We start from the raw sequence: 12,890 nt of genomic DNA, 5'->3' as shown, positions 1-12,890 counted from the left end.
TGAGCGCCGGGAGTGGCCCGGTGGCTGCGCCGCAACGGAGGTGTTGCTGAACCGGCTGGCCGGTTTTATTTGACGACGTGGTGACGGGTTTGCGCGATATCGAAATCGGCTTCCGTCTGCGGGATCTGGCCAGCCTTGCGGGCGGCGTAGAACTCGGCCATGACCTGCTCGCGCGTCACGGTGCTGGCGGCGGCGGGGGCAGGGGTTTTCGGATAGTCGGCTTCGCTGGTGGCGATTTCGCCGGCGTTGCGGGCACGGATATATTCGGCCGTCACATCGGCACGCGTGAGCTGCGTGCCGTTGGCTGGCGCCGCGCTCTGGGCAAAGGCCGAGGTGGCGGTGGCCAGGACAAACAATGCTGCAATAACTGATTTGGCTTGCATGATAGGACTCCAATGGGCTATGGCTGGGTGGATGGGCCGGATCGCCACGTACCGGTCGGCTCGGAGAGAAGGCGCGGTTGGCGCTGTTTCTGCCGATAAAACATGTTTCTGGATCAGAAGCGTGCTTACTTGAAACGAACTATATCAATGAATAGTACATTTGTGAAGTATTTATTTGAATAAATGTGTAACGGATTGTGCGTTGCCGCATGTTTCCCTATGAGACGCTCGGTTACATTGCTGGATAGCCGTGCGACATTTTCGCCACGGGCGGAGTAGGATAATATTTTATCAATAGGAGAACACCATGAGCGCAAGCAGCCTCGATCCAGACAACCTGCCCGGCCTGCCGGACCGCGTACTTGGCACCGGCCACGGCAAGGGCGCCCTGGGACCCAGCGACAATTCGGACAGCGGCAGCGACGTGCAGGGCATCCCCGGCCAGGACCAGGAAAGCCTCGACAGCGACAGCGATGCGGCCGGCACCGGCGAGCGGGCCGGTGTCGAACCGGAGAACGCTTCGCCTGACGGCGGCGATATCGGCGTCGACCATGTGGAACGCATGGTGCCGGACCGCGCCGACGGCGATATCGAAGGCGAAACGGATGACGACGAGGAAGCCGCGCGCTAGTTCCTCTGCTGCCCTCGTTGTAGAATGCTGAACTGGGCCAGCCGGCCCGGCGCAGCACACACTCCAGGATGCACAAGCAGATGACGCAGGATAAGCAAAAAACCTTGATGTCGATGTACCGCGAGACGCGGCCGCGCGAGTTCGTGGGCGAAAAAAGCACCACCAATCATCTGGCGTGGAGCTTGCTCGTGCTGCTGTGCGCACTGGCGTTCTGGCTGGTACTGGCGCTGGCAGCGGCGGAAAACCAGCGCTATGCGCTGCAGACCGGGGTGTGCCAGGACCACGTGTTTCCCACCGAACTCGATACGGCCTGCCTGAAACAGGTCAGGTCGCGCGAGCACTGGTGGCAGCATGTGGGGCACGCGCTGGTGAATCTGGGTAGCTGAATATCCAAGCGTTTGTGGTGGTGTCGGATTACGCCCTGCGGGCTAATCCGACCTACACAGCGTCGGTGTCATAAAACGTAGGTCGGGTTAGCGCGCAGCGCGTAACCCGACAACATTGTTGGCCGCGACGGTGGTGGTGTCGGATTACGCTACGCTAATCCGACCTGCGCGACCTGGCCGATCACTTTTCCTGCCTTACCTGGCCCGCGACGGCCCTTCCCACAAATTGATATGCCCTTCGCGCGCCTGCTCGTCGATGGCGCGCAGCTCTTCGCCTGTAAAACCGAGCTGCTGCAGCGCCGCCACGTTTTCGCGGATCTGCGCGCTGCTGCTGGCGCCGATCAGGGTCGAGGTGACGCGCGGATCGCGCAGCACCCAGGCCAGCGCCATCTGCGCCAGTGTCTGGCCGCGCGCGGCGGCGATCTGGTTCAGGCCGCGCACGCGCGCCAGGTTTTCCGCACTCAGGTGTTCCTTGGTCATCGAGCCGCCACCGGGCCGGTTGATGCGCGCATCCTGCGGCACGCCATCGAGGTATTTGTCGCTCAGCAGGCCTTGCGCCAGCGCCGTAAACGTGATGCAGCCCATGCCTTCGTCTTCGAGCGTGTCGAGCAGGCCGTCGTCCTCGATCCAGCGATTGAGCATGTTGTACGACGGCTGGTGGATCAGGCACGGCACTTTCCAGTCGCGCAGCAGGGCGGCCGCTTCGGCCGTCTTTTGCGGCGAATACGAGGACAGTCCCACATACAGCGCCTTGCCCTGCTGCACGGCGGTGGCCAGCGCGCCCATGGTTTCCTCCAGCGGCGTATCGGCGTCGTAGCGGTGCGAATAGAAGATGTCGACATAGTCGAGACCCAGGCGCTTGAGGCTCTGGTCCAGGCTGGCCAGCACGTATTTGCGCGAACCGCCGCCCTGGCCGTAAGGACCTGGCCACATGTCCCAGCCGGCCTTGGTGGAAATGATCAGTTCATCGCGGTACGGCAGGAAGTCGTCGCGCAGCAGTTTGCCGAAATTGCTTTCCGCGCTGCCGTATGGCGGGCCGTAATTGTTGGCCAAATCGAAATGGGTAATGCCCAGGTCAAACGCGGTGCGCAGCATGTCGCGCTGCGCGGCGATAGGGGTGCTGTCGCCAAAGTTATGCCACAGGCCCAGCGACAGCAGCGGCAGTTTCAGCCCGCTGCGCCCGCACGTGCGGTACTGCATCTGTTCATAACGGTTCTCGGCGGCGTGATAGCTCATGTTGTCTCCTCATGTGATGAAGCGCTTATTCTCGCGCAAAACCGGCAAGCGTGCGCGGCGCTGCCGCGCCTTACAATGACATTTTTCCTGCCACGGAGCACGCGATGGAAGTCGAACTGAAACTCCTGCTTGAACCGCAGCATGTGGCGCGGCTGCGCGCCCATCCGCTGCTGGCGCAGTACGCGGCCGAAGCGCCCGTGCTGCTGTCGATGCACGACGTGTATGTCGACACGCCCGACCTGCAACTGTGCCGCCACCAGGCCGGCCTGCGCGTGCGCCAGGTCGGCGATGGCTGGGTGCAGACGCTCAAGGCAGGCGGCAGCGTGCGCGGCGGCCTGCACAGCCGCCACGAATGGGAAAGCGAGGTGGCGGGGCCGGTGCCGGAGCTCGATGCGCTCGACGCGCTGATCAAACGCAAGCAGCCGGTGCGCGCGCTGCTGCGCCAGTATGCGGTCCGGAACAATCTGCAGACCGTATTTACCACGCGCATCGAGCGCACCGCCTGGCAGCTGGCCACGCTGCAGGGAGGCCTGGTCGAATGCGTGCTGGACCAGGGCGTAATCGAGCACGGCAGCGCAGACAGCATGCGCAGCATTGCCATCAGCGAGATCGAGCTGGAACTCAAATCGGGCGACCCCGCCAGCCTGTTCGATATCGCGCTGGCGCTGCTGCAGGACGTGCCGCTGCAGGTGGGACAAATGAGCAAGGCGGAACGCGGCTATCGCCTGGCGGCAGGGCTGCCGGTAAAGGCCGTCAAGGCGCAGCCCTTGTCGCTGCACGGCAAGCTGACGGTGGAGCAGGGCTTCCAGGCCATCGCCGCCAATTGCCTGGAGCAGATCAGCGCCAACCAGGATGGCGTGGCCGGCGGCGAAGACGTGGAAAGCCTGCACCAGATGCGCGTGGGCTTGCGCCGCCTGCGCTCGGCGCTGTCGCTGTTCAAGTCGGTGCTGCAGTTGCCCGGGGATGTGCAGGCCGATCTGGACTGGCTGGTGGGCACGCTGGGCGCCGCGCGCGACTGGGACGTGCTGGCTGGCGACACGCTGGCGCCGTGCGAGGATAACGTGGATGCGGACATGCTGGCGCCATTGATCGAGGCCGCGCGTGACGAGGCAAGGGCTGCGCATGGCGACGCGGCAGCAGTCCTGGCCGATATCCGCTACACGCAGCTGATGCTGGAACTGCAGCGCTGGCTGCTGGCACGCGGCTGGCGCGACGGCAGCACGCCGCGCCAGCGCCGCGCGCTCGACAAGCCGCTGCAGCGCTTTGCCAGGCAGGCGCTGCGCCAGCGCCAGCGCCGGCTGCTCAGGCGCGGCCAGCGTCTGTTGCACGGCACGCCCGGCGAGCGCCACCAGGTGCGCATTGCCGCCAAAAAGGCGCGCTATGCCAGCGAATTTTTTGCCACGCTGTTCAGCGCCGGCAAGGTGAAGACGTATGTCGGGCGGCTGTCAAAACTGCAGGACGTGCTGGGCGTACTGAACGACCTGGAAGTGGCAGATGGCCTGCTGCAGTCGCTGGCCGACAGGCACGCGCCGGTGCAATCGCAGGCCGCTTTCGTGCGCGGCTACCTGGCGGCGCGCGCGCAGGACCGGCTCGGCGACGAGCGCGGCATGCGGCAGGCATGGCAGCGCTTCAAGGCCGCGCGCCTGCCGGCCTGACACGGTGCTTAATTGAGTTTGCTGTTCTGGCAGCCGGAGCTCGAACACTCGCGCACGCGGTCCTGCAGGAACTGCGCGCGCTTGATGGTGGTCGTGGTGGCGCAGTCCAGGTTCACATAGAAGCCGCTGCCATCCTTTTTCGAGCAGCTCTGGTTGCGCTCGCTGATCCACGACAGCTGGCCCGATTTCAGCGCCTGCTTGCCGTCGGCGTCGAGCCTGGCGGCCAGCTTCTTGTAGTTGGCGTTCAGCTCCTTGTCGGCTTCCTGGTACACCTTGTTCAGGCAGTACAGGCCGTCGAAATCGTTGCGCGGCGTATCGCAGGCGGAGTTGGCAAAGGCGGAACCGGAAGCACAGACGAGCAGGGCGAGGATCAGTTTTTTCATGGCTGTCTTTCAAAAAACGGCGTGGAAGGGAACGATGCTGCCGTATGGCAAGCTCTTGCGTATCGTATAACAGTCGCCGTTTTTGCCGTGCACGCTTGCACGCATATCTTCAATACGCCAGACTGCCCGGCACGATCACCTCGATCTGCGTTCCCGCTCCCGGCGCGCTGTCCACGCGCAGGCTGGCCTGGATGGTGGCGGCGCGCTCGCGCATGCCGACCAGGCCCCAGTGGCCAGGACGTTCGCCCGCCTGCGCCACATCGCCATCGAGGCCGCAGCCGTCGTCGCGCACGCGCAGCGTGAAGGCGTCCCTGCCGTAATCGAGTTCCAGCACGATCTGCGCCGCGCCCGCATAGCGCGAGGCATTGAACAGCGCTTCGCGCGCGATCGCATAGATTTCATCGTGCACGCACGGCTGCAGGCGCCGGCATTCGCCCGTGACCAGCACCGAAAAGCCGTGCGCGCGGTGTTCCGCCAGGCCCTTGCCGAACTGCTGCAGCGCCAGGCTCAGTTCGTCGGCCGGCGCCGAGGCGCGCAGGTCCATGATCTGGTCGCGCCCTTCGATCAGCAGCTGGTCGGCCAGGTTCAGCGTGCCGTCGAGCTGCGCGCGCTCGCGCGTGCCTTTGGGCAGCAGGTGCGCATGCGCGTGGAACGACAGGATCAGGCCCTGCACGCTTTGCAGCAAGGTGTCGTGCAGCGCGCGGGCGATGCGCGAGCGTTCGGCCAGGCGTTCCTGCAGCCGTTCCTGCAGGCGCGCATGCAGATTGCGCGTCAGGCGGCGGATGCGCAGCACGTACAGGCCATACAGCAGCAGGGCGCCAGCGGCCGCCAGCAGCAGCTTGAACCACGGCGTCTGCACAAAGGTGGGCGCGATCGCGATATCGAGCGCGGCGCCTTGCCGGTTCCAGACGCCATCCTCGTTGGCGGCCAGTACCTCGAAGCGGTAGCTGCCCGGTCCCAGGTTGGTGTAATACGCTTCGCGCCGGCCCACCGGTTCCTGCCAGCCGGCGTCCACCCCGGTGAGCCGGTAGCGCAGGCGCACGCGCTCCGGCATGGACAGGCTCAGCGCCGTAAAGCCGATCTGCAGATTGCGGCTGCCTTGCGGCAGGCGCAGCGGCCTGCCATCGCCGACCGCAGGCAGGGAAAAGCGCACGCCATCGGCCAGCAGCGCATGGATCTGCACGGGCGGCGGCAGCCGGTTGCGGCGAATGCGGGCGGGGTCCAGCATGGCGATGGTGGCGGCGGTGGAAAACCACAGCTGGCCGTCGGGCGCGGCGATCAGCGAGGGCAGGGGACGCAGCTGCGCGGCATGGCCCTGCAGGCCGTCGAGGGCGTCGAAGCGTTCGAATTCCACCACGCTTGACGTATCGCGCAGCCAGTCGGCCAGGGCGGCGGCATCGAGATGGTAGATGGCGTCCGCGCCATGCAGCCACAGGTCGCCGCCGGGCAGGCGCACGATGCCCGAGACGCCGCGAAACGCCTCGCCCTGCGCGCCGCGCAGCGCATGGAAGCGGCCGTCGCGGTATAGCGCCACGCCGTTCTCGCCGGTGGCCCACATGGCGCCATTGTCCGCATGCAGTTGCAGCAGGGCGCCCACCTGCAAGCCTTGCTTGCTGCCAAGCTGGCGCACGCTGCCCGTGCGCTGTCCCGCTTCGACCAGGCTGATCAGATTGTTCGCATGGCCCAGCCATACCGTGCCCTGCGCATCCATCGTCATGGTCATCGTCAGCACCGGCGGCAAGCCGGCCAGGCCGCCATCCCTGATCCACGCATTACCGGTGCGGCGAAACAGGCCGCCGCCCGAAAACGAGGCCCACAGGTCGCCGGCGCGGTCCTGCTGCAGCGCCTGCGGGTCCAGGCCGGTGACGCCCGGCGGCAGCGCCACGCGCGTAAAACTGCCGTCGACGGCGCGGTGGTGCAGGCCCAGTTCATTGCCCAGCCATAGCGTGCCGTCCGGCGCCCAGTGACTGGCCGCCAGATGCTGCTTCAACTCGGTTTTTTTCACGCCGGCAGCCGTAAAGCTGCGGATATCGCCCACATAGTCGCCGATCCACACATCGCCGTTCGGTCCCGGCAGCATGCCCGGATGGTCGAACGGTATTGACACCGGCAGGGTCTTCAGGCGGTTCGGGCGCAGGCGATCGAGACCGGTGGAGGTGCCGAACCACAGATTGCCTTCGCGGTCCTGGTAGGTCGATTGCGGCAACGCGCCGCTGAGCCCGTTCTGCAAGCTCAGCCGCTGTGCCGGCACCACGGGGCCGCCGGGCACGAATTTGCGCTCGATGCCATCGGGTGACAGCAGCCACATGGTGCCGTCGCGGTCAAAGCGCATGCCGGTACCGGTGGCGTCGGGTTTGATGGCGCTTCCGGGGTCGCTGGTGCGCACGCGATAGTAATTGTTCTGGTTGTCGACCGCCCAGATGGCGCCATCGGGCGCCTCGGCCATGCTGGTCAGCATGGTGCGCGGCCAGGCATGGGCAAAGCGCGCCTGGCCGGGCCGTCTGTAAAACACGCCGTACATGGTGCCCATCCACTGCGTGCCGTCGCGGCCGAACAGGATCTGGTATACGCGCCGGGTCGGCAATCCCACCGCTTCGCCCTGCGGCTCGAAATGGTCCGCACCGGGCGCCAGGCGCGCTGCGCCATCGCGCGTGCCGACCCAGATGGCGCCGTCGGGCGCGACTTCGATATGGAGCACGGCGCCCGCCGGCAGGCCGTCCGCCTGCGTATAGGTGCGCGCGCCATCCGGGCGAAATACCGTCACATTGCCCAGCCGGTAGCCGATCCAGATGGCGCCTTCGCCGGTGACCGCCAGGCCCAGCACATTCGACGACGGCAGGCGGTGGCCATAAACGCTGTCGGTGCGCTCGAAATGCACGCCGTCGTAGCGGTACAGGCCGGTGGCGGTGGCGATCCACAGCCAGCCATCCTTGCCCTGCGCGAATTTCAGCACATCGACCGGCGCCCCCTGCAGCGCACCCCAGGCGCTATGGGTGTAGTCGGACAGCAGCGGTGCCGGTTGGGCTGCCTGGGCGGCGGCGCAGCACAGATGCAGTGCCGCCAGGGAAGTGGCCAGCAGGTAGCGCAGCATTCGAAGGAGCATGGGGCGCAATGGTGAACAACGGTTGGGATGGAAAATGATTATAGACGAGTAACTGCCGGGTCAAGCTGCAAGCCGTGCAGCGGACTGCGGCGTGGTGTCGGCTGGCACTTGCCCACGTTGACATATCGCAATATCATATGTTCATGACAATGTGGCACCGCTGCCGCGCTTATCCTGGAAGGAATCAACCATGCCGCTGTTCTGGACCATCTGGGCTTGCGCCGTCGTTGGCCTGCTTTTGCTGGTGAGCTACATGGAAGTGAGCGGCGCGCGCAGGGGCTTCCAGGGAGCGAACGGGATTTTCCTGTTTACCAGCGGCTACCTGACGTTGCTGACCAGCCCTATCCTGTTTATCGTCACCTGGGTCCAGCTCGATTTCCTCACGGCGCTGATCGTCTGGGGCATCGGCGCCGCCGTGTATGCCGCGCTGTTTTACTGCATGCTGCAACTGATCGACAAGCTGCTGCGCCAGCCGTCCTGACGCGCATGACCTATCTGCGCCGCGTGAATTCGCTGCTGTATGTGCTGGCCTGCCTGGCGGCCGTTCCCGTGATCGCGTTCCGCTGCTTTGCCTTCCTGTATTTCGCCTCGACGATATCGAACTGGGCCATCGTCCCGGCGCTGGCGCTGGCCGCGCTGATAGCGGTGTCGCGCGTGCGTGGCCGCATCCGCCGTGCGCTTGCCCTTGCCCTGCTGGCCTGGTACGGCTGCAGCCTGTACTTCGATGGCTGGCACACGATCATGGCCAGACTGGCCGAAGGGAGCAGCGCGCCATTCGAAGCGGTGGAAACGGCGCTGATCGTCTTCCTGACGGTGCAGTGCCTGCTGCCTGTTGCATGGGTGACCATGGCTTTTACGGATGATAAATAAATGACACTGCCTACCCTCTCGCCACCTCAAATCCTGCATGCCTGGCAATGCGCGGCCCTCTGCGATGCCGCCATCACACCCGAAGACTGGCTGCGGGCGTTCTGGCATGAACCGGACTGGGCCGATGGCGTGGCGATGGCCAGATATGACAACGGCGCCGGCGACCATATGGTCGGCTTTTTCGGCGCGGACGGAAAAGCCGTGCTGAAAGGCTTCGATCACGAATCGCCGGTCAGCCCCCATGCACGCGAGGAATACGGCATCTGGCCCGGACTCTACGAAGGCCTGCCGCCCGAGCTGTGGCGCTGGCTGCAGGACGAGGCGGTCGAACACGAGCACGTGACGTTCTGCTGCTGGAGCGTGGACGGGGTGTCGTGGCAAAGCGGTGCTGCCGATATCCCCGACGATATCGACGATGGCTCGGCCTGGCTGCTGCGCATGGTGCAGATGGATGCGCAGGCGTTTATCGAGTGGGGAAAGTCTTACTACGAAGACAGCTTCGAACGCCTTGGCGAAGGCGGCGTGCGGGCAGCGTTCAACAAGCTGGCCTAGATAATCCTGAACTCAGGAAGTCTCTGCACAACACATGGGCGTACAAGCCCGTTCAATGCCGAGATTGTGTCCGAATGGCGGACCTGACCCTGCGCACTGTGGGCTACACTCTAAGAAATCTTGAATTGATAATGGGTAACGCCACCGTATGCTCAGGACAGTGTCGTCGTGCAGCTGATCGGCCGCTTTGGGGCGAATCCAGCCTGCCGTGGGGCGCGCTGGATTTTCGTACTGACGACCTGTTATGCTGAGCTGAATGGCCGAGTTCGGCCAAGAGCGGACTTTTGGTGTTACAGCGCCTCCACATGCGCTAAGCCGATATCGCAAGCTTCATCTACGCGACACAGAAACAACGGAAACCACGACATGACAGAACTTAATAATTATCTCGAAAAATATTTCCTTAATGAGGTGCAGCTGACGCATGCAGGTGACGTTCATAGCGATGAGCTAGATGTTCTGATACATGATCGACTGGTTCCCGCACCATCTTATGTAGTCACCAAGTCCGGAACGCTATGTTCCTTTGTGTTTGGTGAGATGGCCGCGCCCGGCGCCACGCCAGGCCGTTACTTCCCTCGCTCGCAGTTAATCTGGATCGATCGAGCACGCCACGCCATTGCATATGGTGCGGGAGAAAACACCGAGGCAAGCTTGAAGGCTCAGTTCACAATCAATTTTGCCACGGCACTCGCAACGCTGAATCTTTCAACTTGGCGTTTGAGTGATAGCTTCAACGACGATGGTGCACCGATTGACGTCGGCATACGCGTGCGCACCAATACTGCATGGGAGTATTTTTTGAATGGGACATTTGGCTTGTGCGTTGCCAATCCTATTTCGGAGGCGCACATCGCGTACAAGGAAGTGCTTCAGGAAAAACTCACACAGATTAGTGATAACGGAAGTAAAACGACTTACTCTCCGCACCAGGCGCAGGCGATCCAAGAATTGATCGATGCCTATGCGGCAACGGCCATGCCTTTCTCGCCCATTGAGTACGCTTCAAGCAGCCGCAAGCGACTGGTCGAGGACTTACGCGCAAACATCCGCATATCAGCCGCCGCAGCATAACTTGCATAGCTTCAGCTCGTCATCTTGATGCAAAGTCTGAGCGTCGCACGGCTGCTTTGGGGCGAATGCAGCCTTTCGAGCGAGCCTAAGGAATTTTCCGTTTGGCAATCAGATATGCTGAGCTGAACGGCCGGGTTCGGCCAAAAGCAGACCTATCTTGGGTGTAACTCAGTTTCTCTTGTATCCTCGATTTACGCTCGCTACTACCAACTTGGGTAGCAGCGATACGGATTTGAAAGACCAATGACGTTTAATGTACGCGGGAAGGTTCTGGCACAAGCGCAAATGCCGCAAGGAAATCTCTTAGGCACTGTGGAGTTGTCGCGTATTGTGACAACTCAGAAAGACAATTATCTTTAGAAAGCAAAAGTTTCACATTCCCTGGCTTTTTACACAAGGACGGTTCTTTTGAGCATCGATCTTGCTTTAAAATTGAAAGCCAGGTGCGTAGAAAATCAATCTGCTGCTTACCTCTGAAACTATCGGGCCAAGACTTTTTCGGAAGAGTAATCTTTGCTTCTTCCAGTGCGACATCGTCTATGACGACATTTTTAGCATCTTTAAAAGCCGTAATGGGATTCTCAACATCATACACAATAACAATTTCATCTAAACCCACCTGGATAAGATCAGATAGTTTTACATTGTTCAGATTTAATTTAAATTTAGTTTTCTCATCACGCTCCATAATACGATGGGCCTTTGCAATGTAATTAAATTCGCTCAGCGCATAGCATGCTATATCCAAAAGTTCCAAATAGGTACATATTATTTTATTAAAGTCCGCAGCTTCATCGCCAAACTCAGAAACTCCGAATTCGTTAGCGATTATTTCTCTAATCGCATCAGGAGTTGTGTAGAAATTCTCAATTGAATAAGTTTTTGTGCTGTATAAATTGGTCTTTTTCGAATGATCAGTCCAGTGATCATAGTCTGCATCGATAAAGCAGGCGAAGCGAAAAAATTTGTATGATGGATGTTTCGTTAGAATCTCGTGGACTTCGAGTACTATTGCCTTTCCGCCAGCATTAACGCCATACCATTTTTCTGCACCTAATGCAAAACTCACCCTAGGCGAAAAATATTTACCATCCTCTCCCTCAAAAACACAAATAAATAAATTTGGGTCTTTTCCAAACGCTCGCGTAATCTCAAGAAATTTTACAGAATACGATTGCCCAGCAGATTGCATTGAAGTGACCCGATCCATTAACGCTCCTTGATATAATGACCCAAATCTACCGCATAACGGCTGAGATCATTCTCAAAAATAAATGGCGAATGTGTAGTGGCAAAAAGGAATCCACAACGTCCAGAGTTCATTACATCTGGCAGCAAAGTTTTTTGCCATTCAAGGGACAAGGATAATTCGGGCTCGTCAAAAAATATAGCAACATTCGTTTCTCGCTTTAAGTAAAGAGAACAGAATAAAGAAATAATCTGTTTCTCTCCAGATGACAATGTTTCAATATCCACCTCTCGATTATTTTTTCTACGAACAATACGGACGGATACTAGACTTTCATTGTACTCAAGCTTCTTATCTCCTAGATAGCGATTACAGACTTCGGTGAATGCTTGAATAGATCTATCGTTCTCCCTCTGTTGTTCGTAAACTTTAACAAGGTTCGAAATGAAGTATATTAGGGGATCGTGGCCGTGAAATATGTCGCCAGTTTCGATTAGTTTAAGGATCTGCCTTTTTTGTTCAATTTTTACATTTGCGCCGATCCTATCCAATACAATTTTGATTGCGTCGGGATCTTGTATGCTTTTCTTTAAGTTTTCGTCAACTTTAAATCCCTCAACAAGCTGACCCAACATTTCTCCATTGACTTTAGAAAACCATTCTACGGATGATGATAGAATTTCCGAGGTTAACTCTTTAATACGGGAGTCAACATCCGCCATTCCAAAATTGATAGTATCATCGTATGGACTATCCGAATTGTCGTTATTTTCACTGGAACTTCTTCGATCACGAAAATCTTGTTCTACACGACGATATGTGGGAAGGTACAAAACATTGAAACCAAGTTTTTCCCTGATAGATTTTAAAATATCACGAGCTTTAGAAATAACCGCACCATTATTTACGGATTTTTTTATTTCACTTAAATATTCATAAAATGCACTGGCTGGAATGTCTACTTTTCTGCGGGCTGCTTGAAATTGGGGAGAAGATTTAAATTCGCCAGAAGATTTTTGCAAGAAGCTTTCGGCTAGCATTACGGCTTCATCCTCACCCAAAATCCGCTTTATGTGTTCAAAAAATGGGTTTCTGTCAATCATTTTTCCAGTAAAAGTCAAAGCTTTTTTTTCCACCAAGTATTTTGAACCGTCATCAAAATAAACTTCAATAGTTTCGAATGGGAGCTTCCTTAACCTAGTAATATTTCCCGAAGCCAAGGCATACAGTGCATTCAATACAGTTGTTTTCCCATATCCATTCTCTGCGACAATAATTTTAATGTTATCAAGAAACGGAATATCAATATCCCGTTCGCCATAAAGACCATTTATTTTTAATCGTTGAAGTGAGGGCATGAAAATCCTATCAATGTATTTGCTGCAATTTATTATAAAAATGCACTAGTATTAAAAAATCCACTAATCC

Annotated in this window: 13 protein-coding genes; 7 read left to right on the top strand and 6 right to left on the bottom strand. The window is 58.8% G+C overall.

Annotation, left to right across the window (positions count from 1 at the left end; translation table 11 throughout):
- Positions 1-65: 65 nt before the first annotated feature.
- The gene (locus RTQ46_RS07650; RefSeq protein WP_312435640.1) at positions 66-383 is read right to left on the bottom strand and encodes a DUF4148 domain-containing protein; all 318 of its coding nucleotides are present in this window, start codon (positions 381-383) and stop codon (positions 66-68) included.
- Positions 384-690: 307 nt separating this feature from the next.
- Between RTQ46_RS07650 and RTQ46_RS07645 the strand changes: the two genes are divergently transcribed.
- Positions 691-1,014: a hypothetical protein gene (locus RTQ46_RS07645; protein ID WP_312435639.1), complete on the top strand. Its 324-nt coding sequence runs from the start codon at positions 691-693 to the stop codon at positions 1,012-1,014.
- 80 nt (positions 1,015-1,094) lie between these two features.
- Positions 1,095-1,400 carry a hypothetical protein gene (locus tag RTQ46_RS07640; protein ID WP_312435638.1) on the top strand — a complete coding sequence of 102 codons (306 nt, stop codon included), beginning with the start codon at positions 1,095-1,097 and terminating at the stop codon, positions 1,398-1,400.
- A gap of 195 nt (positions 1,401-1,595) precedes the next feature.
- On the opposite strand, the gene mgrA is transcribed toward RTQ46_RS07640, so the two are convergent.
- Complete coding sequence (mgrA, locus tag RTQ46_RS07635) at positions 1,596-2,636, bottom strand: L-glyceraldehyde 3-phosphate reductase (protein WP_312435637.1); 1,041 nt, start codon at positions 2,634-2,636, stop codon at positions 1,596-1,598.
- Between the two features lie 104 nt (positions 2,637-2,740).
- Here mgrA and RTQ46_RS07630 point away from each other — a divergent pair, with 104 nt between their 5' ends.
- Positions 2,741-4,291 carry a CHAD domain-containing protein gene (locus tag RTQ46_RS07630; protein WP_312435636.1) on the top strand — a complete coding sequence of 517 codons (1,551 nt, stop codon included), beginning with the start codon at positions 2,741-2,743 and terminating at the stop codon, positions 4,289-4,291.
- Positions 4,292-4,299: 8 nt separating this feature from the next.
- On the opposite strand, the gene RTQ46_RS07625 is transcribed toward RTQ46_RS07630, so the two are convergent.
- Positions 4,300-4,674, bottom strand: a complete 375-nt coding sequence (locus tag RTQ46_RS07625) for a lysozyme inhibitor LprI family protein (protein ID WP_312435635.1) — start codon at positions 4,672-4,674, stop codon at positions 4,300-4,302.
- A 109-nt stretch (positions 4,675-4,783) separates the two neighbouring features.
- On the bottom strand, positions 4,784-7,777 hold the full coding sequence (locus RTQ46_RS07620) for a two-component regulator propeller domain-containing protein (RefSeq protein ID WP_312435634.1): 2,994 nt from the start codon (positions 7,775-7,777) through the stop codon (positions 4,784-4,786).
- A gap of 190 nt (positions 7,778-7,967) precedes the next feature.
- Here RTQ46_RS07620 and RTQ46_RS07615 point away from each other — a divergent pair, with 190 nt between their 5' ends.
- From RTQ46_RS07615 to RTQ46_RS07600, 4 genes are all read left to right on the top strand, one after another.
- Positions 7,968-8,258, top strand: a complete 291-nt coding sequence (locus RTQ46_RS07615) for a hypothetical protein (RefSeq protein ID WP_312435633.1) — start codon at positions 7,968-7,970, stop codon at positions 8,256-8,258.
- A 5-nt stretch (positions 8,259-8,263) separates the two neighbouring features.
- Complete coding sequence (locus RTQ46_RS07610; protein ID WP_312435632.1) at positions 8,264-8,647, top strand: hypothetical protein; 384 nt, start codon at positions 8,264-8,266, stop codon at positions 8,645-8,647.
- On the top strand, positions 8,648-9,199 hold the full coding sequence (locus RTQ46_RS07605) for a hypothetical protein (protein ID WP_312435631.1): 552 nt from the start codon (positions 8,648-8,650) through the stop codon (positions 9,197-9,199).
- Between the two features lie 366 nt (positions 9,200-9,565).
- Entirely contained in the window at positions 9,566-10,273 is a 708-nt protein-coding gene (locus tag RTQ46_RS07600; RefSeq protein ID WP_312435630.1) for a DUF6058 family natural product biosynthesis protein, read from the top strand.
- Positions 10,274-10,523: 250 nt separating this feature from the next.
- On the opposite strand, the gene RTQ46_RS07595 is transcribed toward RTQ46_RS07600, so the two are convergent.
- Together RTQ46_RS07595 and RTQ46_RS07590 are read right to left on the bottom strand one after the other, a co-directional pair.
- Complete coding sequence (locus tag RTQ46_RS07595; protein ID WP_312435629.1) at positions 10,524-11,483, bottom strand: DUF4435 domain-containing protein; 960 nt, start codon at positions 11,481-11,483, stop codon at positions 10,524-10,526.
- Complete coding sequence (locus tag RTQ46_RS07590; RefSeq protein WP_312435628.1) at positions 11,483-12,820, bottom strand: AAA family ATPase; 1,338 nt, start codon at positions 12,818-12,820, stop codon at positions 11,483-11,485. Before RTQ46_RS07590 ends, RTQ46_RS07595 begins: the two co-directional genes overlap by 1 nt.
- Between the last annotated feature and the right edge of the window lie 70 nt (positions 12,821-12,890).

The organism is Janthinobacterium sp. (genome assembly GCF_031995485.1).
Taxonomy (GTDB): Bacteria; Pseudomonadota; Gammaproteobacteria; order Burkholderiales; family Burkholderiaceae_D; genus Janthinobacterium.
The sequence above is the reverse complement of the archived record's forward strand: the minus strand, read 5'-3'. Positions and strand labels throughout refer to the sequence as shown.